We start from the raw sequence: 22,622 nt of genomic DNA on the forward strand, positions 1-22,622 counted from the left end.
CGCTGGTGATATCGGCGGTCAAACGCGTGTGGCTGCCCGTCCTGATGGTGACGGCCGTCGTTATCGGTGCTGTCAGCGTGTCTCACCTGCGGTCGGTGTTCGGGTCTGATGGCGCCGTGGTGACACCGGTCGGCTCGGATACCGCAGACAAGTTCAACCCCAAGGTCGTCGTCTACGAGGTTTTCGGATCGGGGTCCACCGCGGTCATCAATTACACCGACCTCAACGGCCTGCCCCAGCGAACCGGCGAGGTCCCGCTGCCGTGGTCATTGCGCCTGGAGACCACGATTCCGTCGGTCATGCCGAACCTACTGGTCCAGGGTGACGGTCAATCTATTGGCTGCCGGGTGACTGTTGATGATGAAGTCAAGGACGAAAGGACGGCTCAGGGCGTGAATCCTGCGACGTACTGCTTGGTGAAGGCGGCGTGAGCACCGCTGTCGATGACGCCCCGACCGACGCCATTCCGCCGGTGCGCCACGCCGCGCGCCCTTGGCTGCCGCGATTGCTCCGCAGGTTGGCGATCCCGATAGTCCTGGTGTGGATCGCGATCATCGCGGTACTCAATACCGTTGTGCCCCAGCTCGAAGAGGTTGGCAAACTGCGCGCCGTCTCGATGAGCCCCAACGACGCACCCGCACTGATCGCGACGAAACGCGTCGGCGAGGTTTTCAAGGAGTACAACACCAGCAGCTCGGTGATGATCGTGCTGGAGGGCGACGATCCCTTGGGCGCGGACGCACACGCGTTCTACGACGAGATGGTGCGCGAGTTGCGTGCCGACACCAAGCACGTGCAGCACGTTCAGGACTTCTGGGGCGATACGTTGACCGCCGCCGGTGCCCAGAGCATCGACGGCAAGGCCGCCTACGTGCAGGTGTACATCGCCGGCGACCAGGGCGAGGCCATCGCCAACGAGTCGGTGCAGTCCGTTCGCGATATCGTCGACCGCGTCAAAGCACCGCCGGGCGTTCAGGCGTACGTGACCGGCCCTGCGGCAACGACCACCGACCAGAGCGCGGTCGGTGACGCGAGCATGAAGATGATCGAAGGGCTGACGTTCGCCGTCATCACGATCATGCTGTTACTCGTCTACCGCTCGGTGGTCACGGTGTTGATCACACTGACCATGGTGGTGGTCGGTCTGATGTCCGCCCGAGGCGTCGTCGCGTTCCTCGGTTATCACGGCGCCTTCGGGCTCACCACGTTCGCCACCAACATGTTGGTGACCCTCGCGATCGCCGCGGCCACCGACTACGCGATCTTCCTGATCGGTCGCTATCAGGAAGCGCGTCGATCGGGCGAAGACCGAGAATCGGCCTATTACACGATGTTTCATGGCACGGCGCACGTCGTTCTGGCCTCGGGTATGACCATCGCCGGCGCGACCCTGTGCCTGCATTTCACCCGGCTCCCGTACTTCCAGACCATGGGAATCCCGCTGGCCGTCGGTATGACTATCGTGGTTGCCGCCGCACTCACACTCGGGCCGGCTCTGATCTCGCTGGTCACCCGTTTCGGCCGGATCTTGGAGCCCAAGGGTTCAGGACGAGCCCGCGGGTGGCGCCGCATCGGCGCGGCCACTGTTCGGTGGCCCGGCGCCGTTCTCGTGATGGCGGTCGTCTTGGCCCTCGTCGGTCTGCTCACCCTGCCCGGCTATCACACCACGTACAACGACCGCATCTTCCTGCCCGCCGACATCGCGGCGAACGTCGGCATGGCGGCGGCCGACCGGCACTTCTCGGACGCCAAGATGAACCCCGAACTGGTGATGGTGGAAGCCGACCACGATCTGCGCAATCCCGCGGACTTCCTGATCATCGACAAGATCGCCAAGGCCATGGTGCGCGTCCACGGGATCGCTCAGGTGCAGACGATCACCCGGCCGGACGGCAAGCCGGTCGAGCACGCCTCACTGGCCTACACGGTAAGCCAAAGCGGCACAGGCCAACTCCTGAACAATGACTATCAGCAAACGGTGCTCGCGAACACGCTCAAGCAGGCCGACGAAATGCAGGTGACGATCGACTCGATGACCAGGATGCAGAGCATCACCCTGCAGATGGCTGACGTCACCCGGCGGATGGCCGACAAGTTCGCGAACACCTCCACCGACACCAATGCGATCCGGGACCATCTCGCTGACTTCGACGACTTCTTCCGGCCCTTGCGCAACTATTTCTACTGGGAGCCGCACTGTTTCGACATCCCCGTCTGCTATTCGTTGCGATCGATCTTCGACAGCCTCGACGGCATCAGCACCTTGTCCGATGACTTCCAGGATCTGGTGCCCGATATCCAAAATCTGGCCGAACTGACGCCGCAGCTGGCCGCGCTGATGCCGGCGATGATCCAGACGATGAAGAATCAGAAGCAGTTCCTGCTCAACCAGTATCAGGCGCAGAAAGCCCAGCAGGACCAGAACATGGCCCAGCAGGAGAACGCCACCGCGATGGGTGAGGCATTCGACGCCGCAAGAAACGACGACACCTTCTACCTACCGCCGGAGGCCTTCGAAACGGCCGACTTCCAGCGGGGAATCAAGCTGTTTCTCTCACCCGACGGCCACGCCGTCAGATTCACCGTGTTCCATCAAGGTGACCCGTTGAGCGAGGAAGGCACCTCGCACATCGAGCCGTTGCGAATTGCCGCGGCAGATGCCATCAAGGGCACACCGCTGGAGGGCTCGACAGTCTATGTCGGTGGCAGCGCGGCCACGTACAAGGACATGCAGCAGGGCGCGGACTACGACCTGCTCATCGCGGCGGTCGCCGCGTTGATCCTGATCTTCCTCATCATGGTGGTGTTGACCCGGGCCATCGCTGCCGCAGCGGTCATCGTCGGCACCGTGGTACTGAGTTTGGGTGCCTCCTTCGGCCTTTCGGTCCTGATCTGGCAGCACCTGGTCGGTATTCCACTGCATTGGATGGTGCTGCCGATGTCGGTCATCGTGCTGCTCGCGGTCGGCGCGGACTACAACCTGCTACTCGTCTCCAGGATGAAGGAGGAGATGCACGCGGGATTGAAGACAGGCATCATCCGATCGATGGCAGGCACCGGCTCGGTGGTGACATCCGCAGGATTGGTGTTCGCCTTCACCATGGCGGCGATGGCGGTCAGCGACCTCATCGTCATCGGCCAGGTCGGCACCACCATCGGCCTCGGTTTGCTGTTCGACACACTCGTGGTTCGGTCGCTGATGACACCGTCGCTGGCGGCGCTGCTCGGACGCTGGTTCTGGTGGCCGCTGCACGTGCGTCCCCGTCCAGTACCGCAACCCTGGCCCAAGCGTGAACTGGTCGAGTCGTCGTCCGCGGCGTCGGAGTGAGGGTTCGGGGTGGGTGAGCTCACCCGGTCAGGTCACGCCCCAGCGCGGCGCGGGCGATGCTCCACAGCTGCACTTCGTTGGCGCCCTCGTAGATTTCGCCGACTTTACTGTCGCGCCAGATGGATTCGAGGTGGTTGGTGGTGCCCTCGGCCGTCAGTTCCCGGACGAATCCATATCCGCCGTGGACCTGGATTGCATCCCGGGCGACGTCGACCGCCACGCGACTCCCGGTGACCTTGGCCATCGCCGCTTCCGGCTCCGGAGTCACACCGGCGTCGGACTTGCGGGCCGCCTTCTGATACAGCGAGCGGGCGGCCTCCAGCGCGATTGCGTGCTCGGCCATCCGGAACTGCCAGTGTTGGAAGGCGCCAAGTTTCGCTCCGAAGGCGCTGCGCCGGCCCAGCTGGGCGGCGGCGTGGTCGAAGGCGCACTGCGCCATCCCCACTCCCATCGCCCCGACACCGATCCGCCCAAGGGTGAGGCTCTTCAGTGCGGCGCCCAGCCCTCGTCCCGGTTCGGCGATGACGTGGTCCTCGGGCACGAACACATCGGCGAGTTCGACATCGGAGGTCAGCTGTAACCGGTTGCCCATCTTCTTGTCCGGCTCCCCGACGGTGACGCCGGCGGTGTGCATGTCGACCAGCAGCATGGCGTGCTCACCGTCGACCAGACACAGAATGGTCATGATGTCCGCCGCACACGAGTTGGTGATCCATCGCTTGCGCCCGTTCAGGCGGAAACCCCCTGCGACCCGGGTCGCCGCGGTGCGCATCGCCTCTGCCGACAAGTCGGTGCTCGCGCCCGGCTCGCTGGTGGCAAAGGATCCGACGATGTCGCCGCGCACCAACCGGGGAAGGTACTCGCCGCGAATATGAGCAGGCGCAGCATCCAGGGTCCGGCCGACCAACAGCGCCTGCCCGTCATAGAGCGCCGATGCGACGCCGGGGGCGAAGTACGCCATCTCCTCAAGCACAGTCGCCGCCGCGAGCATCGGAAATTCCAAGCCGCGCCCGCCGACGTCGGATGCGTAGGGAATGGAGTAGAGGCCGGCATCGGCCATGTGCCGCAAGATGTCTCGGGGGAAGGCTGTCTTCGCCTCCTCGGCGTTGTTCAGTTCGGCCCCCCGTGGGGCCAGGACGCTCTGGGCGAAGTCCCGCACTTCGGCGCGGATCTTCACCGTCTCCTCGGGCAGCAGAAGGTCGTCGAAGAGTCGCTCCGAGGTGCGCGGCAACCCGGCCAGTGATGAGGTCATGATGAGGTCCTTTCAACGGAGCTGAACTGCTGACGGAGTGCACCTTTGGTGAGTTTCCCGGCCGCGCTTCGGGGTAGACACTGCACGAATTCGATGCGACGTGGCATCTTGTAGCCGGCAATGCGTGGGCGCAGGTAGGCCAGGAGTGCGCCGCGTGTCGAGTCGTCGGCTGGTTCGTTCGGATTGAGTTGGATTGCGGCGAGCACAGATTCGCCGAAATCGGCGTCGGGTACTCCGAGCACCGCGACATCGAAGACAGCGGGATGCAGCGTCAGGCAGTCCTCGATTTCCTGCGGGTAAATGTTGACCCCGCCGGAGATGATGGTGAACGCCTGACGGTCGCGCAGGTACAGATACCCGTCGGAGTCGAGATGGCCGATATCGCCACAGGTGGACCAGGTCGGGTGCGACGGGTGCCGGGCCGCGGCGGTTTTCTCCGGGTCGCGGTGATAGGCGAACGGCATCTCGTCCCGCTCGAAGTACACCAACCCGGGCTCGCCGGGCGGCACCTCCTGGCCGTCGTCGGTGCAGATGTGCAGGACGCCCAATGTGGCGGTTCCGACCGAGCCAGGGCGGGCGAGCCACTCGGCAGTGGAGATCATGGTGATGCCGTTGGCCTCGGTCGACGAGTAATACTCGTGCAGCACGGGCCCGAACCATTCCACCATCTGGTGTTTGACCTCGACGGGACAGGGCGCCGCGGCATGGATGACATAGCGCTGTGAGGACAGGTCGTAAGCCTGGCGGATCTCTTCGGGCAGTCGCAGCATCCGCACGAAATGCGTTGGCACCCATTGGCTATGGGTAACCGAGAAGTCGTCGATCACCCGTAGGCACTGCGCGGCGTCGAATCCGCGGCTGATCAATACTGTTCCGCCGAGGGCCTGGACGATCATGCCGAACCGCAGAGGTGCGGCGTGGTACAGCGGCGCGGGGGAGAAGTAGACCGTGTCCGCGTTCATCTCATATGTCGTGCCGAATGCACCGACATATGGATCACCGGGTGAGCCGACCTGGCGCTGGGGCAACAGGGGCTTGATACCCTTCGGCCGTCCGGTGGTGCCCGAGCTGTAGAGCATGTCGGCCCCGCGGGGTTGGTCGGCGGGCGCCTCCGGGGACCCGCTTGCCACGAGTGCCTCGTAAGCGCGGAATCCGGCCACCTCACCGCCATAGGCGAATCGCTTCGTCAGCTGGGGCACCTCGGCGACTGCGCCGCGAGCCAGCTCGGCGAGGTCGGCTGAGACGACGAGTGCGCTGGCACCGCAATCGGCGAGGATGTACCCAGCCTCTGCGGCTGTCAGGTGGAAGTTCACCGGGGTCAGATAAAGCCCGGTGCGCAGACACGCCCAGTACACCTCGAAGACTCTGACGTCGTTGGTCGACAGCAGCGCGACGACGTCACCGGGCGCCAAACCCGCGTCGCGGAACGCATTCGACAATCGGGTGGAGCGCTCCTCCAGCTGTGCATAGGTGAGGGTGACACCGGTGTCGACCAGCGTGACGGCGGGTTTGTCCGGCGACGTGGAGATGTGTGCTCCGGGATACATGAGTGGACTCCTGACCTAGGATTGTGCGGTGGATCACAACGAAGCGCGGGTGCGGGCGGTGCTCGACGGTCTGCGCGGCGTGCTGGACGGCGCCGATCCGCATGGTGCCGTGCAGTCCGCGGACGCCAGGGCGATCATCGCCGGCGCCTGGGACGCGTTGTACGACGTGCTGGCCGACTCGACGTCCAGCGGTGCGTCCGTGGAGTTGCTCACTGCGCTGCACCGACTCAGCGGTCTCGACCACGCGCTGGTCGCGGCCGGCCACGCGGACCAGCGCGAGATCAGCCATCGACTCGGCGACGTGCTGGCGCAACTGGAGGCGGCGCCGTGTTCGGTTGACGACCTGGTGCGACTCGCTCCGCAGTTGATCGCGGATCTCGGCTTCGACCGCGCGATCATTTCCCACATCGCCGACGGGATGTGGGTGTCGCAGGCGGTCTTCATTGCCGATGATCCGCAGTGGGCACAGGCGATCAACCTGGTCGGCCAGGAGCAGCCACAGCCGTTGGTTCCCGGATTGTTCGAGACCGAGGTCGTTCGCCGGCGCCAGGCCGTCGTCGTCACGAACGTCCAACATGAATCCCGGGTGCACCGGCCCATCGCCGACGCGTCCCGGTCGACCTCGTATGTGGCGGCGCCGATCTTGTCGGGTTCCCGCGTGGTCGGGCTGCTGCATGCCGACCGTTATCTGCAGGGCCGGGACATCGACGTGATCGATCGCGAGGTGTTGTCGGCCTTTTCCCATGGACTGCGGCTGGCGCTGAGCCGGGCCACCGTCGCCGAGCAGCTGCAGTCTGCCAGTGACGCACTGAAGTCCGCGGCAGCCGATGCCGACACGGCGCTGGCCGGTGTTCACGAAGTCTCGCTGGATATTTCGGCGGATCACCCGGAACAGCTGACTGGTCGACCGGCCCCGGCGGTATCGACGTCGTTGCATGACGTGCTGACCCGGCGAGAACTCGAAGTGCTGAAACTGGTGGCCGAGGGTCGCACCAACGCCGGAGTCGCGGCAACGCTGGTGATCTCCGAAGGCACGGTCAAGCAACACGTGAAGCACATTCTGCGCAAGCTCCGGGTGGGAAATCGCGCCGAGGCGGTGTCGCGGCTCTATCAGTCAGCCGATCGTTGAGACAGCGATGGATTGGGTGGGGCAGTTCGATGCGGCTTCCTCGAGCTCGGGAAGCCGATCGGTGCCGACATCGGCACCGATCAGCTGCGCCACTCCGTCATCGTCGATTTCGAAGAGATCGGGCGCTGCCGCCTCGCAGAGCCCGATACCAGTGCACCGGGACCGGTCGATCGTGACCCGGCAATAGCTCATCGTGGCAGCTTCGGGTCGAACGGCATGCTGACGATGCCGCGGATGAAGTTGGTTTTCACCAGGGTTGGCTCCCCGGCAACGAAGTCCGGCATCTGGTGGTACAACTCGCGGAACAACGAGCGCAGCATCGACTTGGACAGCTGATTGCCGAGACAAAAGTGCGTGCCTCCACCGCCAAAAGCAATGTGCGGGTTAGGGTTCCGGTCGAGTTTGAAGGCGTCGGGATCGTCGAACACCGCGGCATCGCGGTTGCCGGAGCTGTACATCAGCACAACCTTGTCGCCGGGCAGGATCTGCTGACCGCCCAGGGTGTACTCCGAGACCGCGGTGCGACGGAAGTTCTGCACCACCGAGCCCCAGCGCAGGAATTCCTCGATCGCCGTACCGATCCGACTCTCGAAGTCGTCCCATAGCCATTGGCGCTGAGCGGGAAAATCGGTGAGCGCCTTCGCCGCGAAGCTGGCGGTATGCCTGGTGGTGTCGGTGCCGGCCACCGCGCACAGCACCATGGTGGCGCAGATCTCGAAGTCGGACAGGTGCTCACCGTCGATCTCGGCATTGACCAGACTGGTCAACAGGTCATCGGCGGGCTCTGCGCGCCGCGCCGCGATCAGTTCTTCGGTGATCTCGTGGATCTTCAACGCACCTTCCACCTGCACCTCGGCCGGGTCACGCCCGCCGAGCAACACCGGGTCGGCCCAGGCCTGTGTCTCGTCGGCGGCGTGTGCGACCTCGGCCCGCAACTCTTCTGGCACCCCGAACATGTCGCCGAACATCTCGACGGGCAGGTGCACGGAGATGTCGCCGACGAAATCGACCGCCGCGCCGTCGCGCGCCTTCTGCGCTGCGGCCGCCACGATTCGTTTTGCGCGCGAGGCGATGTCGTCGTCTATGCGCTTGATCTGTCGGGGAGTGAACGCCGAGGCGACCAGCCGGCGTACCTTGTTGTGCTTAGGGTTGTCCATCGCCAGGAACGACATCGCCATCTCCAGGAAGACCGGCGGCAGCATGTCGAACATCACGCCGTAGCGGGAGACGAACACCTCCGAGCGCTGGCTGGCTTCGATGATGTCGCCGTGTCGCACCACCGCCCAGAACCCCGGGTCGTCCGGATCGGGTGCCACGGCCGTCTCGATCGCGGGCTGCCAGCTGACCGGACGCTCTTCTCTTAGGGTGCGGAAGATCAGGTCGCGCTCGGGGAGATCCAGCGCCCAGAACGCGTCGCTCGAGACGTTGAGCTCGTCGTGGGGGCGTTGGGCGGCAACGTCATTGGTGGGGGGAACATCGGTCCCGTCGTCATCGTCGTCGTCATCGAAGGAGAGAGCGAGTTCTTCGAACGTGGTCATGGCCGGGTTGTCCTTTAGTCGGCGTGGCTGAGCAGGATGTCGTAGGGCTTGGCGGCGCGACCGCCGGACAGGTCGAGGTGCACGGTCTTTGCTTCGGTGTAGGCGTCGAGCGCATCCGGGCCGAGTTCTCGGCCGATTCCGCTCTGCTTGTAGCCGCCGAACGGCACCTGACAGTTGATCTGATGTGCGTCGTTGATCCACACGCTGCCGCTCCGAATGCGTTCGGCCACCGCCAGGCCACGGGCGTTGTCGCTCGTCCAGACGCTGGCGGCCAGCCCGTAGTCGCTGTCATTGGCGATCGTGATCGCGTCATCGTCTCCGTCGTGGGGTATGACGACCAGGACCGGACCGAATACCTCTTCGCGAGCGATCCGCATGTCGTTGGTCACCCCTGCCACGATGGTCGGTTGGACCCAGAAGCCGGGTCCGTCCAATGCCTGGCCGCCCAGGGCCACCTGTGCGCCTTCGGCTTCCGCGCCGCGGATGTAGTCCAGAATGCGGGCCTGCTGGGTGGCGTTGATCACCGGGCCCATATCGGTGTCCCAGTCCCGTGTCGGCCCCATCGTGACGGTCTTCGCCCGCTCCACCAGTCGCGCGACGAATTCATCCTGGATATCCCGGGGAACCAGTGCGCGCGTGCCGGATTCGCACACTTGGCCGGAGTGGACGAAACACCCGTAGAGCACACCGTCGACGGCCATGTCGAGGTCGGCGTCGTCGAGGACGATCGACGGCCCCTTACCGCCCAGTTCCAGGGTGATCTGCTTGACGGTGCCCGACGCCAATCGCATGATCTCCCGTCCCACGGCGGTGGACCCGGTGAACGCGATCTTGCCGACATCGGGATGGCTGGCCAATCGGGCGCCGGCTTCACGCCCGTCGCCAGGTACGACGTTGAGCACTCCCGGCGGCAGGCCGTTCCGCTCGGCGATCCTGGCGAACTCCAGGATGGACAACGGCGTGTGCTCGTCGGGTTTGACTACGACACTGTTGCCCGCTGCCAACGCGGGTCCGACCTTCCACAGCGTGAGTAGGAGGGGGAAGTTCCATGGTGCGATCGCTGCGACCACACCGATCGGCTCCCGGTGCACGACGCTCTGTGCCAGCGTGGGAAAGGTCATGATGGGCGCCGGTCGCCGCCAGGCATAGGCATCGGCCAGATCGGCAAAGTAGCTGAAATGTGTTATCGCATAACCGATATGAAAACCGGTGGCCTGCCGGATGGTGGCCCCGTTGCAGGACAGTTCCAGCTCGATCAGGTGCTCGATCGCGTCATTGGCCGCATCGGCGATCCGCCGCATGACGGTGGCTCGTTCCTGAGGCGTCTTGCGCGACCATACGCCGGTGTCGAAAGCAGCCTTGGCTGCGGCGACGGCAGCGTCCACATGCGCGGCGTCGCCCTGGGCCACCGTGGCGACAACACTCTCGTCGCTGGGGTCGATCAGCGTCATGATGCGGCCAGAATCGACATCCTGGCCGCCGATGCGCATCAGGTGGTGTTGCACCTCTGTGGCGGTGGTCATCTGTCAGCTCCTCGGATCCAGGACGATTTTGGTGGCCTCGCGGGTCTCGAAGAGGCGGTAGGCCTCGGCTGCCTCGGACAACCCCATTCGATGCGAGATGATGCTGCTTGGCTTGAGTTTTCCGGCCACCGATAGTGCGATCACTTCGTCCATGTATTCGGTGATGTGGGAGACGCCCATCTCGACTTTGACGCCCTTGAGGTAGAGCTCGGCGAACGGCAGGGTTATCGATTCCTCGGTGTAGACGCCGGGTATCGACAGGGTGCCCCCAGCACGCACCAGCGAAATCGCCGATACCAGTGCGGTTTCGTGCCCGACGGCGTCGACCACGAGGTCGGCCCCGCGCCAGTCCGTCAGGTCGAGCACCGCATCGCTCGGGTCGCTCTCCCGGGCGTCCACTGCGATGGCACCGTCGTTCTGCGCCTCCTTGAGTCGCGAGGTGACCCGATCGATGATGATCACCTGGCCTGCGCCAAGGGCTTTCGCGGCCATCGCCGCGCACAGGCCGACGGGCCCCGCCCCGACCACGGCGACGGTGTCCCCTGGACGCATTCCTCGGGCGACCGCCTCGTAGCCGGTGGTCATGATGTCGCCGGCAAACAGGATGTCGTCATCGCTTGCCGCCCCCGCGGTGGGGATGATCCGCGCGTTGATATCGGCGGAAGGCACGACGACGTACTCGGCCTGACCGCCGGCCAGATCGCCCAGCGCCAGTCCCAGTCCGAAAATCCTTGAACCGGCGCAGTTTCCGGGTTGATGCCGTCGGCATTGATAGCAGGCGCCGCAGCTGACCGCGCAGGAGGCCACCACCCGGTCACCTTCGGTGATCTGGGTGACGGCAGAGCCGACCGCCTCGACGGTGCCCAGGAATTCGTGGCCGAGGATCACGTCCGGTTCGATCTCCAGGCGACCCTCATACGGGTGGAGATCGGTTCCACAGATCGCGGTCTTCTCGATGCGGACCAGGATGTCGGTCGGCTCGCTGATCGAGGGCCGCGGTACCGCGGTGACCTCGACGGTGTGCGGCGCACGCAGCACAGCCGCATTCATCGTCGGCGCCATCGTCAGGAAACCGCCTCGGCGTCTTTCTTGGCAACTTTTTCGCGGTACATCGGAAACAGCGGCTTGGTCAGCGGCACCAGCTTGAGGATCTTGTTCACCGGACCCTTGGCCTTCACCTGGCCTTTCGCCAGCCCGACTGCGAGGTTGTACTCGCCGCGCCAGAACTGGTCGGCCGTATCGCCGCGCATCAGCAAGGTGATGTCGGGCTTGATGTCGGTCGGGCCGGTGATCACCTGGTAGTCGTCCCGGAAAGCGATCGTCACCTCGGCCTCGGGGTCGGTGTAGAGCACGCGCATGACGATGTTCGCCGCGCGCAGCTTCGGGCCCGACTCCGGGTGGTCGCCTGCGTCGCGGAACACGCCGCCGATGTACTCGTCCAGTTCGTCGGCGTCCTTGAAGAAACCCATTGCGGCTGCTCCCATTCGGTGGTGATCGGCCTCACATAGGCCCGTCCCGCCATGCAATCACCACATAGGCGGGGCCGTCTGTTCCCCGCAGGTGATGTTTAGGGGTATCGAACGGGATATCGACCGTGGCGATGTCCAGGCCGGATCGATCGAACAAGGCTGTTGAGGCCTCGATTTGGTCGAGTGTGCGCACGCTGTCTCGCGCGTCGACACCTGAGGTGTCCGAGGGCGCTGTTGAGTTTCGGGATGGCGCCGGCGCGGTGTCCTGGGTCGCGAGTAGTGCCGGTCCGGTGTCGGGCGCCGACCGCGAAAGAGGCATGAATCTGGCGCCGGCCTCGAACAACCGGTGGCTCGTACAGCGAACGTTCAGCAAAATCCAATCCGTTTACCTATCGCATGCGTGCTGCTAACACCTAGGAGACAGTTCCTTACTCCGAAGGGGAGATAAGCAGGTCAATAGGGTTCAGATCCGCTAGTCGTAGAGGGTACGTTCCCTCCGCAGAAGCCCCGTGACCCTGGTCACTGTCAGAGCCGAGAGCCAATGCGCTCACGGCAGCAACCGGTTAAAGGAGCGTCCCCGTGTGGAGCGATCACGTGCGCTCGAAGACTGAGCCGTGGGCAGAGCAGTGGTGACATCAGTGCAATTAGCCACCAAGCCGGTGCGGGCGATCGGCGGATTCTTCGCCATGTCACTGGACACGTTCGTGGTGATGTTCAAGCCGCCGTTCGCGTGGCGCGAGTACGTTCTGCAGTCCTGGTTCGTAGCCCGGGTTTCGGTGCTCCCAGCGTTGATGCTGACCATGCCGTACTCAGTGCTGCTGGTATTCACCTTCAACATCCTGCTCAAGGAGTTCGGTGCCTCGGACTTTTCGGGGACTGGTGCAGCGATCGGCACGGTCAACCAGATCGGTCCGATCGTGACGGTGCTGGTGGTCTCTGGGGCCGGCGCCACCGCGATGTGTGCAGATCTGGGCGCCCGCACCATCCGCGACGAACTCGACGCATTGCGGGTGATGGGCATCAATCCGGTGCAGGCGCTTGTGGTCCCACGGGTGCTGGCCGCCACGACGGTGGCCTTGGCGCTTTCGGGCACCGTCATCATCGTCGGGCTGGCTGGAGCGTTCCTGTTCTGTGTGTTCGTTCAGAACGTCTCACCGGGCGCCTTCATCACCGGAATGACGCTGCTAACCGGAGCCGGCGATGTCGTCGTATCACTGGCCAAAGCAGCACTTTTCGGCTTGGCTGCCGGGTTGATCGCTTGCTACAAGGGGATCTCTGTCGAGGGCGGACCGGCCGGGGTGGGCAATGCGGTCAACGAAACGGTCGTGTTCACCTTCATGGTCTTGTTCGCCATCAATGTAGTCGTGACCGCTGTCGGCATCCAGTTCACAATCTCGTGAGTCAGACATTGCCCAGCCGGCAGTACGCTCGGCTCTCGCGCTCGCTCGACGGGGTCGTCCTCGGGTGGAACAGGATCGGAGCGCAGGCGCAGTTCTATGCCAGGACCCTGGCATCGATCCCCGACGCCATCATCAACTACCGCACCGAGCTGCTGCGTCTGATCGCCCAGATGGGTTTGGGCACTGGCGCTCTCGCGGTGGTCGGCGGAACGGTGGCGATCGTCGGATTTCTCACGATGACCACCGGTGCGCTGGTTGCCGTGCAGGGCTACAACCAGTTGGCATCTGTGGGATTCGAGGCCCTGACCGGCTTTGCCTCGGCATTCTTCAACGTCCGCCTCATCGTGCCGGGAACTACGTCGGTGGCACTGTCGGCGACCATCGGTGCAGGCGCGACGGCCCAGCTGGGTGCGATGAGGATCAACGAGGAGATCGACGCCCTGGAAGTGATCGGTATCCGCAGCGTGTCCTATCTGGCTGCGACCCGGGTCATTGCGGGCGTCGTCGTGGTGATCCCGCTGTACTGCATCGCGGTCATGATGGCGTTCTTCGCGGCTCGACTCGGCACCGTGGTGATCTACGGGCAGGGGGCCGGCGTTTACGACCACTATTTCAACACCTTCCTGAATCCGACCGACCTCATCTGGTCGTTCGGGCAATCGGTGGCCATGACCGTCGTGATCATGTTGGTCCACACCTACTACGGCTACACCGCCAGCGGCGGTCCAGCAGGCGTCGGTGAAGCCGTCGGGCGCGCTGTGCGTACCTCGATGGTGGTGGCTTCCGTTGAAATCGTGATGATTTCGCTGGCCGTCTACGGTCAGTCCGGCAACTTCAACCTGGCGGGTTGACGTGGAACCCAGGCCTGGTGATTCGCGGATCTCGCCCGCGTGGTGGACGGTGATCCTGCTCTCGGCGATCCTGGCATTCCTCGTGCTCACGTCGGCCATCTTCAGCGGGGTCTATCAGTCGTTCGTCCCGGTCACGCTGAAAGCCGACCGATCAGGTCTGGTGATGGAGAACGACGCCAAGGTCAAGATGCGCGGCGTCGAAGTCGGCCGGGTCCGGGACATCACCGGTGGAGACGGCGCGGCCGAACTGCTGCTGGACATCTACCCCAACCAGATCCAGTACATCCCGGCCAACATCACCGCCCGGATTCAGGCCACCACGGCGTTCGGTGCGAAGTTCGTCGAACTGGTCTACCCCGACAACCCCACAGGCACCCGGCTGGCCGCCGGTGCAGTGCTGAAGTCCACCAACGTCAGCAGCGAGGTGAACACGGTCTTTGAGAACGTCGCCAATCTGCTGAAGATGATCGACCCCGCGAAGCTCAATGCCGTGCTCACCGCGGTTGCCGACGGCGTACGCGGTCAGGGTGAGCGGATGGGGCAGGCCACCACCGATCTCAATCAGGTTCTGTCGGCCCTCAATTCGCGAAGTGACACCATCCGCCAGGACTGGCGTGCGTTCAAGGATTTCAACGCGACCTATTCCGCGGCCGCCGACGACATCGTGCGGATCCTCGACGCCGGGAGCGCCACCGCCACCACCGTCGTCAATCACGCGACCGATCTGAATGGCCTCCTGCTCAACACGATCGGTGTCGCGAGTGCGGGCGCCAATCTGTTGGCAACCACCAAGAACAGCCTGGTCGATGCGATCAACACACTGGCTCCGACCACCGACCTGTTGATGGAGTACAACCCGGTCTACACCTGCTGGTTGCAGGGGTCCACCTGGTTCCTCGACCACGGCGGGTACGACGCATGGGGCGGAAAAGACGGACAGACGATCCAACTCGACGTGGCGCTGTTGCTGGGTAATGACCCCTACAGCTACCCGGAGAACCTGCCAGTTGTCGCAGCCAAGGGCGGCCCGGGCGGACGGCCCGGTTGTGGATCGTTACCCGACGCGACGAAGAACTTCCCTGTCCGGCAACTGATCACCGACACCGGATTCGGTACCGGCCTTGATATCAGACCCAACCCAGGCATCGGCCACCCCTGCTGGGCGAACTACTTCCCGGTGACGCGCGGCGTGCCCCGCCCACCCAGCGTCCGCGCCTGCTTGCCCGGCCCTGCTCCGGGGCCGATCCCATACCCGGGCGCGCCGCCCTACGGCGCGGCGATGTATGGCCCCGGCGGTGTGCCGCTCTATCCAGGGGTACCGCCCGCATCCGATGCGCCGACTCAAGAAGGGACGCCGTGAAAGACAACTTCAACGGCGCCGCCTGGCGACTCGGTGTGTTCCTCACGGTCTGTGCGCTCGGAGCTTTCGCCTTGTTGACGGTGTTCGCGCAGCTGCGATTCCAGAGTGGCAAGACCTATTCCGCGGAGTTCACCAACGTCTCGGGCCTGAAGAACGGGGATATGGTGCGAGTGGCCGGAGTCGAAGTCGGCAAAGTCGAGGACATCACCTTCAACCCGGATGCGACGCTGCGGGTCGAGTTCAGTACCGACAACACGCTGGTGCTCACCGAGGGCACTCAGGTGGCGATCCGCTACGACAACGTGATCGGGGGGCGCTATCTCGCGCTCGAAGAGGGGGCCGGTGGCGTGGCGGTGCTGCAACCGAACCAGACGATCCCCGTCGAGCGCACTTCCCCTGCGTTGGATCTCGATTCGGTGATCGGGGGATTCAAACCGTTGTTCCGGGCACTGAGTCCGGATCAGGTAAACGCCTTGAGTGGCCAGTTGATGACCGCGCTGCAGGGCCAGGGTGCAAGCATCGGCTCGTTTCTGGATCAAGCTGCTGCGGTGAGCAATACGCTCGCCGATCGCGATCAGTTGATCGGCCAGGTGATCGACAACCTCAACGTGGTGCTCGGTTCGATCGGGAATCAGAGCGACCGGCTGGACACCGCCGTGACGTCGTTGTCGGAGCTTGTCAGCGGTCTGGCCGAACGCAAGCAGGACATCTCGAACGCAGTCGCCTACACAGACGCTGCGGCGGGCTCCCTGGCCGATCTGTTGTCCCAGACGCGGGAGCCGTTGGCGAAGGTGGTGCATGAAACCGACCGGGCAGCAGCAATTGCGGTTGCCGACCACGACTATCTGGACAACTTCTTGAATACGTTGCCCGACAAGTACCGAGAGCTGGGCAGGCAGGGGCTCTATGGCGATTTCTTCAGTTTCTACCTGTGCAACATCGTGCTGAAGCTCAATGGCCAAGGCGGACAACCGGTTTACATCAAGGTCGCCGGCCAGGACACTGGGCGGTGCACGCCGAAGTGAAGCCGTTTTCCGAACGCAATCCGCTGATCATCGGTGCCATCGGTGTTACTGTCGTCGGCGCACTCGTCGCCGGTGCACTCGAGTACCAGAATTTGCCATTCCTCAACCAGGGCAGCACCTATTCCGCGTACTTCGCCGACGCAGGCGGCCTGTTCACCGGCGCCGGGGTCCAGGTGTCCGGTTTCCCGGCAGGCAAGGTATCGAGTATCAGCCTCGACGGCGCACAGGTTCTGGTGACCTTCACCGTGGACAAGAACGTCGCGATGGGCGATGCGAGCGAGGCCGCGATCAGGACCAAAAGCCTGCTCGGCACCAAGGTGCTCGACGTCGTGCCACGCGGTACCGGCCATCTGTCCGCGCCGATCCCGATGAGCCGGACGGTCTCGCCGTACCAATTGCCCGATGCGCTGGCCGATCTGGCCTCCACGATCAGCGGGCTGGACACCGACCAGCTGTCCGACTCGCTGTCCACCCTGTCGGAGACGTTCGCCGACACACCGGCTGATCTGCGCCAGGCAGTGCAGGGGGTCGCCCGGTTCGCGGCCACCATCAATTCCCGCGACAGCCAACTACGCTCCCTGCTCGATAACGCGGCGAAGGTGACCGGGGTGCTGGCCAAGCGCACCGACGCGATCGTCGGTCTGGTCAACGACACCGACGCTCTGCTGGCTCAGCTGCGCACCCAAAGTGATGCGGTTGAGCGCATCTGGAGCAGCATCTCGGCGGTGGCGCGGCAGTTGAAGGCTTTCATCGCGGAGAACCGACAGCAGCTCAAACCGGCACTGGACAAGCTCAACGGGGTGCTGGCCATCGTCGACAACCGTAAGGAGCGGCTCCAGCAGGCGGTGAAGCTGCTCAACAGCTACGCGATGTCGCTGGGTGAGTCGGTGTCGTCGGGTCCGTTCTTCAAGGCCTATGTGGCCAATCTGCTGCCCGGGCAGTTCGTCCAGCCCTTTGTCGACGCCGCGTTCTCCGATCTCGGGCTCGACCCCAACGTGCTGTCTCCATCGCAACGCGTAGATCCGCAGACCGGTCAACCGGGCACCCCGGCCCTGCCGGTGCCCTACCCGCGCACCGGTCAGGGGGGCGAGCCGAATCTGAACCTGCCCGATGCGATTACCGGTAACCCGGCTGACTCGCGTTACCCCTATCGCGAACCGCTGCCGGCCCCGCCGCCCGGTGGTCCACCGCCCGGTCCGCCCACTGTCGTGGGCCCTGAACCGACCCCGTCACCGCTCGTCGTTCCGGGAGATCAACCATGATGCGCCGTTCGAAGTGGACCCGGACAACGCTGGCCGCCGTCCTGGTGCTCATCCTTGTCGCGGGGACGGTCGTGGTGATCCGGACTATGGACCGTGTCGCAAAGACCTGGGTGGTGGCGTATTTCGAGAACAGCAACGGGTTGTTCGCCGGCGACGATGTACGCATCCTCGGCGTGCCGGTCGGTGAGGTAGTCAGTATCGAGCCTCAGCCGAAGCGGGCCAAGATCACGCTCTGGGTGGACAGGGATTATCCGATACCGGCCGACGCGAAAGCAGTGATCCTCTCGCCCCAGCTGGTGACCGGCCGGGCCATCCAGCTGACGCCGGCCTACACCGGCGGACCGATCATGCCCAACGGGGCCGTCATCACCGAGGATCGCACCGCGGTACCCGTCGAATGGGACGACGTGCGGATCCAGCTCGAACGCCTGACCAAACTGTTGGCGCCCACCGAACCCGGGGGCGTGAGCACCCTTGGCGGGTTCATCAACACTGCCGCGGACAATCTGCGCGGCCAGGGCGCCAACATTCGGGACACCATTATCAAACTCTCGCAGACGATTTCGGTACTCAGTGACCACAGCAATGATATCTTCGCCACCTTCAGGAACCTCTCCACGTTGGTCACGGCATTGCACGACAGTGCCGACGTACTGGAGCAGCTCAACGGAAATCTGGCATCGGTCACCTCCTTGATGGCTGACGACCCACAGAAGGTCGGCCGTGCCATCCAGGACCTGGGCGGTGTCGTCGACGACGTGCGGACATTCACCGCTGAGAACAGGGACGCGATCGGCACCACCTCCGACAAGCTGGCCTCGATCAGCACGGCGCTGGCAGGGAGTCTCGACGACATCAAGCAGACCCTGCACATCGCTCCCACGACGCTGGCCAACTTCTACAACATCTACGAGCCCGCCAACGGTGCGCTGACGGGCGCGTTGGCGGTCAACAACTTCGCCAACCCGCTGACGTTCATCTGCGGGGCAATACAGGCGGCGTCGCGACTCAACGCCGAACAGTCCTCGAAGTTGTGCGTGCAGTACCTAGCGCCGATCGTGAAGAACCGTCAATTCAACTTCCCGCCACTGGGGGAGGACCTCCTCGTCGGCGCCGAGGCACGACCGAACGAGGTCACCTACAGCGAAGACCGGATGCGGCCCGACTTCGTGCCATCGGCGAGCCCCATGGCCCCTTCGGCCCCTTCGGCGCCGTCTACACCGCTGGCCCCCGAAGAGCCGGCTCCGGCCGGGTCGGCTCCGGACCCGGTCGCCACCGATCCCGGCGCGGGCCTGCCTGGGCTGATGGTGCCGGCCGGTGGTGGCGCATGAGACATGTGCGGTGGGTCGCCGTGGTCGCCGCGGTCACGGCGTGCGCGTTGTCCGGCTGCGCCAGCTGGCGCGGTTTGAACACGATGCCGATGCCGGGCACAAAGGGTGACGGGCCGGGCTCGTTCGTCATCACCGCGCAGATGCCTGATGTCAACAACATTCAGCCGAATTCGAGGGTCCGGGTGGCGGATGTCACCGTGGGCACAGTGACCAAGATCGAGCGCCAGGATTGGCATGCCCTGATCACGATGCGTCTCGACGGGGACGTCGATCTGCCGGAGAACTCCACCGCCAAGATCGGCCTCACCAGTCTGCTGGGCTCCCTGCACATCGAGCTGGCACCACCTGTCGACGCGCCGCCACAAGGCCGTCTGCACGACGGGTCGCTCATCCCGTTGTCCCGCGGTGCCGCCTACCCGAGCACCGAACAGACGCTCGCCGCGCTCTCGATGGTCCTCAACGGCGGCGGCCTCGGTCAGGTCCAGGACATCACCGAAGCGTTCAGCACGGCGTTCCGGGGGCGCGAGCAGGATCTGCGCGGGTTGATCGGCGAACTGGACACGTTCACCGCCAATCTCAACGACCAGACCGGGGACATGATCGCTGCCACAGAGCAACTCAACGGGTTGGCCGCGAAGTTTGCCGCCCAGCAGCCGGTGCTCGATCACGCACTGGCGACCATCCCCGATGCGCTGGCGGTGCTGAACAAGGAGCGTGACAATCTGGTCGAAGCCGCCGACCAACTCGGCAAGTTCGCCGCGCTGACCACCGAGACCGTGAATCAATCCAGGGACAATCTGGTCAAGGAGCTCAAAGATGTTGGACCGGTGCTGGAATCGCTGGCCAACGCCGGTCCCAGTCTCACCCGCGCGCTGAGCTACATCGCCACCTTCCCGTTCCCCAACGAGACCATCGAGAAGTGGCAGCGCGGAGACTACGCGAACTTGACGGCCATCGTCGACCTCACCCTGAGTCGTCTCGATGCCGGGCTGTTCACGGGAACACGTTGGGAGGGCAACCTCACTGAACTGGAAATGCAGTGGGGGCGCACCATCGGCCAGTTCCCGAGTCCATACACGGCGGGCAATCCGCTTGTCGCGCCCTACCATTGGGATCAGGGACCCTAGATGCGACTCAACGGACGGATGAAGTTCCAGCTGGCGTTGTTCATGGTGATCGCGCTCGTCGCGGTGTCGCTGATGGGCCTACATTTCATGAAATTGCCGGCGATGTTGTTCGGTGTCGGCCGCTATACGGTCAGCATGGAGCTCCCCACGACTGGCGGGCTCTACAGCGGTGGCAACGTCACCTACCGGGGCACCGAGGTCGGGCGCGTGGAATCGGTGGGTCTGACCCAAACCGGAGTGCAGGCCGTGCTGTCACTGAAGTCGGGTATCGACATTCCGTCTGACCTGAAAGCTGAGGTCCACAGCCAGTCGGCCATCGGTGAGCAGTACGTCGCGTTGGTTCCCCGCGCCGATGCCCGGCCATTACGCGACGGTGACGTCATCCCACTGGCAGACACATCGGTCCCACCCGATATCAACTCACTGCTGACCGCGGCCAACGCCGGGCTGCAGGCGATCCCGCACGACAACCTCAAGACAGTCATCGACGAGTCCTACACCGCGGTCGGCGGTCTCGGCCCTGAGCTGTCGAGGATCGTGAAAGGCACGTCGGATCTGGCGATCGACGCGAGGGCGAATCTCGACCCGCTGATCGCGCTGATCGATCAGGCGCAGCCGGTGCTCAATTCGCAGACGAACACCTCGGATGCCATCTCCGCGTGGGCTTCCCACACGGCGACGGTGACCGGTCAGCTGACGTCACACGATCAGGACGTCGCGGACCTCATCACCAAGGGCGGACCCGCCGCGGACGAAGTGCGGCAGCTCTTCGACCGGGTCGCACCGACGCTTCCGGTGTTCATGGCGAATCTGGTCAGCATCAGCCAGGTCGCGGTGACCTACCGCGACAGCATCGAAGAGTTGCTGGTGTTGTTCCCGCAGGCCATCTCGGGCAACCAGGCCGGGCTGGTGGCGAATGCGAACACCCGGCAGGCCTACCGCGGCCAGTACCTGAGCTTCAACCTCAACATCAACCTGCCGCCCCCGTGCACGACCGGCTTCTTGCCGGCCCAGCAGCAGCGGGTACCGACCGATGTCGACGTCCCCGAGCGAGCCGTGCCGGGTGATCTGTACTGCCGGGTGCCTCAGGACTCGCAGCTCAATGTGCGTGGTGCGCGCAATCTTCCGTGCGAAACAGTGCCTGGCAAGCGGGCTCCGACGGTCGCGATGTGCGAGAGCGACGAGAGCTATGTGCCCCTCAACGACGGGTTCAACTGGAAGGGTGACCCCAACGCCACGCTCTCGGGACAAGCGATCCCCCAATCACCTCCCGGAGCCCCGCCGCCAGCGGCCGTGCCCCCGCCCGCTGCTGCGCCGGCGCTCCTACCGGTCGCCGCGGTGCCGTATGACCCTGCCACCGGCGGCTATGTCGGCCCGGACGGGAAGCAGTACACCCAGTCGAATCTTGCCGGCGGCGCCAAAGCGCCGAGCTGGCAAGACATGTTGCTGCCACCGAGGGGCCAGTGAGCTGGCCGCGCCGAACTACGGAAAGTGCCGCAGAAACCCTTGGGCGGTGTCCAGTAGCGCGCGACGCAGTTCCGTGTCGGGCACCTCGGAATACTTGGGATCGGCTGCGGTCCAGAAGAGCCCGGAGGCCAGGAATGAGGTGGCTACTCGGGTGGTCAGATCGGGATTCGGCCCATTCATCAGGGCGTCCATCTTGTCGGCGTTCTCCACGAAAGCGGAGTCGGACCGCAGGTGGGCCTCGACTGCGCGATCCCCGCAGAACACCGCAGACAACCGCCGGTTCCGGACGGCGAGTTCGACCATGCCGCTGACGGTGACATCGCGTCGTGCCTCTACTGACGGGATTGCCTCGGCGATGGTCACCAGGCGGGCGATGTCTTCGATGACCGGGCGAATAACCGCGTCGATGATGTCCTCTTTGGAGTGGAACTGGTAGTAAACGGACGCCTTCTTCACTCCGAGGCGGTTGGCGATCATCTGAAGCGAGGTGCCGTCTACGCCGAATTCAGCGAACAAGCCGATCGCGGCCTCGAGGACCCGCTCACGAGCGGACCCACGAGAAAGTACTGCTCTTGTCATGCGTCCGTCCTTCCTCGTCCCCAGGCCGGCGTTGGCGGCTCACATTACCGACCCTGAGTGGGCCGGGACACATAACTGCCGAACGACTTGCGTAAAAACTGCTCGCTGGATAGCTTGACTCTGCCGATCGGCAGAGTCAAATGTAACTTGCTGTGAGATTTTGCCGGACTGAATGAAGGGCCAACGGAGCAGAGGTGTCGGGGCAGTGAAGTATCTCAAGAAGGTCTGGATCCCACTGCTCGTGGTGGTCGTCGTGGCGGTCGGCAGCTTCACCGTGATGCGGATCAAGACGTTTTTCGGGGCGCCGGATCCGGCGAGTCAGTCCAGTAAGCCCGCTGATGACACCAAGCCGTTCAATCCGAAGGTGGTCAAGTACGAGGTGTGGGGTAATGGGACGTACGCCGATATCAACTATCTGGACCTTGATGCTCAGC

At 64.3% G+C, this 22,622-nt stretch carries 20 protein-coding genes; 12 read left to right on the forward strand and 8 right to left on the reverse strand.

Annotated features, from left to right (window positions below; translation table 11 throughout):
* The first annotated feature begins 5 nt into the window (after window positions 1–5).
* On the forward strand, window positions 6–431 hold the full coding sequence (locus H7J73_RS29005) for an MmpS family transport accessory protein (RefSeq protein ID WP_264071274.1): 426 nt from the start codon (window positions 6–8) through the stop codon (window positions 429–431).
* On the forward strand, window positions 428–3,328 hold the full coding sequence (locus H7J73_RS29010) for an MMPL/RND family transporter (RefSeq protein WP_264071275.1): 2,901 nt from the start codon (window positions 428–430) through the stop codon (window positions 3,326–3,328). Before H7J73_RS29005 ends, H7J73_RS29010 begins: the two co-directional genes overlap by 4 nt.
* 19 nt (window positions 3,329–3,347) lie before the next feature.
* Here H7J73_RS29010 and H7J73_RS29015 read toward each other — a convergent pair whose 3' ends face one another.
* Window positions 3,348–4,580 carry an acyl-CoA dehydrogenase family protein gene (locus tag H7J73_RS29015; RefSeq protein WP_264071276.1) on the reverse strand — a complete coding sequence of 411 codons (1,233 nt, stop codon included), beginning with the start codon at window positions 4,578–4,580 and terminating at the stop codon, window positions 3,348–3,350.
* Window positions 4,577–6,127, reverse strand: coding sequence for an acyl-CoA synthetase (locus H7J73_RS29020; RefSeq protein WP_264071277.1), 1,551 nt, complete (start codon window positions 6,125–6,127; stop codon window positions 4,577–4,579). The genes H7J73_RS29015 and H7J73_RS29020 overlap by 4 nt, the downstream gene beginning before the upstream one ends.
* A gap of 28 nt (window positions 6,128–6,155) precedes the next feature.
* On the opposite strand from H7J73_RS29020, the gene H7J73_RS29025 reads away from it, so the two are divergent.
* Window positions 6,156–7,256: a helix-turn-helix transcriptional regulator gene (locus tag H7J73_RS29025; RefSeq protein WP_264071278.1), complete on the forward strand. Its 1,101-nt coding sequence runs from the start codon at window positions 6,156–6,158 to the stop codon at window positions 7,254–7,256.
* Here the strand turns inward: H7J73_RS29025 and H7J73_RS29030 are convergent.
* Genes H7J73_RS29030 through H7J73_RS29050 form a run of 5 tightly spaced genes read right to left on the reverse strand, consistent with a single transcriptional unit; the run spans window position 7,242 to window position 11,786 of the window.
* The gene (locus H7J73_RS29030) at window positions 7,242–7,448 is read right to left on the reverse strand and encodes a ferredoxin (protein WP_264071279.1); all 207 of its coding nucleotides are present in this window, start codon (window positions 7,446–7,448) and stop codon (window positions 7,242–7,244) included. The genes H7J73_RS29025 and H7J73_RS29030 overlap by 15 nt on opposite strands.
* Window positions 7,445–8,794: a cytochrome P450 gene (locus tag H7J73_RS29035; RefSeq protein ID WP_264071280.1), complete on the reverse strand. Its 1,350-nt coding sequence runs from the start codon at window positions 8,792–8,794 to the stop codon at window positions 7,445–7,447. The genes H7J73_RS29030 and H7J73_RS29035 overlap by 4 nt, the downstream gene beginning before the upstream one ends.
* A gap of 14 nt (window positions 8,795–8,808) precedes the next feature.
* Window positions 8,809–10,317, reverse strand: coding sequence for an aldehyde dehydrogenase family protein (locus H7J73_RS29040; protein ID WP_264071281.1), 1,509 nt, complete (start codon window positions 10,315–10,317; stop codon window positions 8,809–8,811).
* 3 nt (window positions 10,318–10,320) lie between these two features.
* On the reverse strand, window positions 10,321–11,367 hold the full coding sequence (locus H7J73_RS29045) for an alcohol dehydrogenase catalytic domain-containing protein (protein ID WP_264071282.1): 1,047 nt from the start codon (window positions 11,365–11,367) through the stop codon (window positions 10,321–10,323).
* A 14-nt stretch (window positions 11,368–11,381) separates the two neighbouring features.
* Window positions 11,382–11,786: an SCP2 sterol-binding domain-containing protein gene (locus H7J73_RS29050; protein ID WP_264071283.1), complete on the reverse strand. Its 405-nt coding sequence runs from the start codon at window positions 11,784–11,786 to the stop codon at window positions 11,382–11,384.
* Window positions 11,787–12,472: 686 nt separating this feature from the next.
* Between H7J73_RS29050 and H7J73_RS29055 the strand changes: the two genes are divergently transcribed.
* The 8 genes from H7J73_RS29055 to H7J73_RS29090 are packed head-to-tail and all read left to right on the forward strand — an operon-like array spanning window position 12,473 to window position 21,609.
* Window positions 12,473–13,186, forward strand: a complete 714-nt coding sequence (locus H7J73_RS29055; RefSeq protein ID WP_264071298.1) for an MlaE family ABC transporter permease — start codon at window positions 12,473–12,475, stop codon at window positions 13,184–13,186.
* Complete coding sequence (locus H7J73_RS29060) at window positions 13,183–14,037, forward strand: MlaE family ABC transporter permease (protein WP_264071284.1); 855 nt, start codon at window positions 13,183–13,185, stop codon at window positions 14,035–14,037. The genes H7J73_RS29055 and H7J73_RS29060 overlap by 4 nt, the downstream gene beginning before the upstream one ends.
* Window position 14,038: 1 nt before the next feature.
* A complete protein-coding gene (locus H7J73_RS29065) occupies window positions 14,039–15,397 on the forward strand; it encodes an MCE family protein (RefSeq protein ID WP_264071285.1) in 1,359 nt (452 codons plus the stop codon).
* Entirely contained in the window at window positions 15,394–16,422 is a 1,029-nt protein-coding gene (locus tag H7J73_RS29070; RefSeq protein WP_264071286.1) for a virulence factor Mce family protein, read from the forward strand. The genes H7J73_RS29065 and H7J73_RS29070 overlap by 4 nt, the downstream gene beginning before the upstream one ends.
* Window positions 16,407–17,684, forward strand: a complete 1,278-nt coding sequence (locus tag H7J73_RS29075) for an MCE family protein (RefSeq protein ID WP_264071287.1) — start codon at window positions 16,407–16,409, stop codon at window positions 17,682–17,684. Before H7J73_RS29070 ends, H7J73_RS29075 begins: the two co-directional genes overlap by 16 nt.
* Window positions 17,681–19,015, forward strand: a complete 1,335-nt coding sequence (locus tag H7J73_RS29080) for an MCE family protein (protein ID WP_264071288.1) — start codon at window positions 17,681–17,683, stop codon at window positions 19,013–19,015. The genes H7J73_RS29075 and H7J73_RS29080 overlap by 4 nt, the downstream gene beginning before the upstream one ends.
* The gene (locus H7J73_RS29085; RefSeq protein WP_264071289.1) at window positions 19,012–20,142 is read left to right on the forward strand and encodes a virulence factor Mce family protein; all 1,131 of its coding nucleotides are present in this window, start codon (window positions 19,012–19,014) and stop codon (window positions 20,140–20,142) included. The genes H7J73_RS29080 and H7J73_RS29085 overlap by 4 nt, the downstream gene beginning before the upstream one ends.
* Complete coding sequence (locus H7J73_RS29090) at window positions 20,143–21,609, forward strand: MCE family protein (RefSeq protein WP_264071290.1); 1,467 nt, start codon at window positions 20,143–20,145, stop codon at window positions 21,607–21,609.
* A 15-nt stretch (window positions 21,610–21,624) separates the two neighbouring features.
* On the opposite strand, the gene H7J73_RS29095 is transcribed toward H7J73_RS29090, so the two are convergent.
* A complete protein-coding gene (locus H7J73_RS29095) occupies window positions 21,625–22,188 on the reverse strand; it encodes a TetR/AcrR family transcriptional regulator (RefSeq protein WP_264071291.1) in 564 nt (187 codons plus the stop codon).
* Between the two features lie 205 nt (window positions 22,189–22,393).
* On the opposite strand from H7J73_RS29095, the gene H7J73_RS29100 reads away from it, so the two are divergent.
* Window positions 22,394–22,622, forward strand: a 229-nt coding sequence (locus tag H7J73_RS29100) for an MmpS family transport accessory protein (protein WP_435405597.1), incomplete at its 3' end; no start/stop codon positions are given.

Source organism: Mycolicibacterium komossense (genome assembly GCF_025822605.1).
Lineage (GTDB): Bacteria > Actinomycetota > Actinomycetes > Mycobacteriales > Mycobacteriaceae > Mycobacterium > Mycobacterium komossense.

What these genes read in the sequence shown, in the direction of transcription:
- H7J73_RS29035 (WP_264071280.1), bottom strand. Translation starts at nt 8,794, where the DNA reads ATGACCACGTTCGAAGAACTCGCTCTCTCCTTCGATGACGACGACGAT.
- H7J73_RS29080 (WP_264071288.1), top strand. Translation starts at nt 17,681, where the DNA reads ATGATGCGCCGTTCGAAGTGGACCCGGACAACGCTGGCCGCCGTCCTG.
- H7J73_RS29085 (WP_264071289.1), top strand. Translation starts at nt 19,012, where the DNA reads ATGAGACATGTGCGGTGGGTCGCCGTGGTCGCCGCGGTCACGGCGTGC.
- H7J73_RS29015 (WP_264071276.1), bottom strand. Translation starts at nt 4,580, where the DNA reads ATGACCTCATCACTGGCCGGGTTGCCGCGCACCTCGGAGCGACTCTTC.
- H7J73_RS29055 (WP_264071298.1), top strand. Translation starts at nt 12,473, where the DNA reads ATGTCACTGGACACGTTCGTGGTGATGTTCAAGCCGCCGTTCGCGTGG.
- H7J73_RS29020 (WP_264071277.1), bottom strand. Translation starts at nt 6,127, where the DNA reads ATGTATCCCGGAGCACACATCTCCACGTCGCCGGACAAACCCGCCGTC.
- H7J73_RS29090 (WP_264071290.1), top strand. Translation starts at nt 20,143, where the DNA reads ATGCGACTCAACGGACGGATGAAGTTCCAGCTGGCGTTGTTCATGGTG.
- H7J73_RS29050 (WP_264071283.1), bottom strand. Translation starts at nt 11,786, where the DNA reads ATGGGTTTCTTCAAGGACGCCGACGAACTGGACGAGTACATCGGCGGC.
- H7J73_RS29095 (WP_264071291.1), bottom strand. Translation starts at nt 22,188, where the DNA reads ATGACAAGAGCAGTACTTTCTCGTGGGTCCGCTCGTGAGCGGGTCCTC.
- H7J73_RS29045 (WP_264071282.1), bottom strand. Translation starts at nt 11,367, where the DNA reads ATGAATGCGGCTGTGCTGCGTGCGCCGCACACCGTCGAGGTCACCGCG.
- H7J73_RS29030 (WP_264071279.1), bottom strand. Translation starts at nt 7,448, where the DNA reads ATGAGCTATTGCCGGGTCACGATCGACCGGTCCCGGTGCACTGGTATC.
- H7J73_RS29040 (WP_264071281.1), bottom strand. Translation starts at nt 10,317, where the DNA reads ATGACCACCGCCACAGAGGTGCAACACCACCTGATGCGCATCGGCGGC.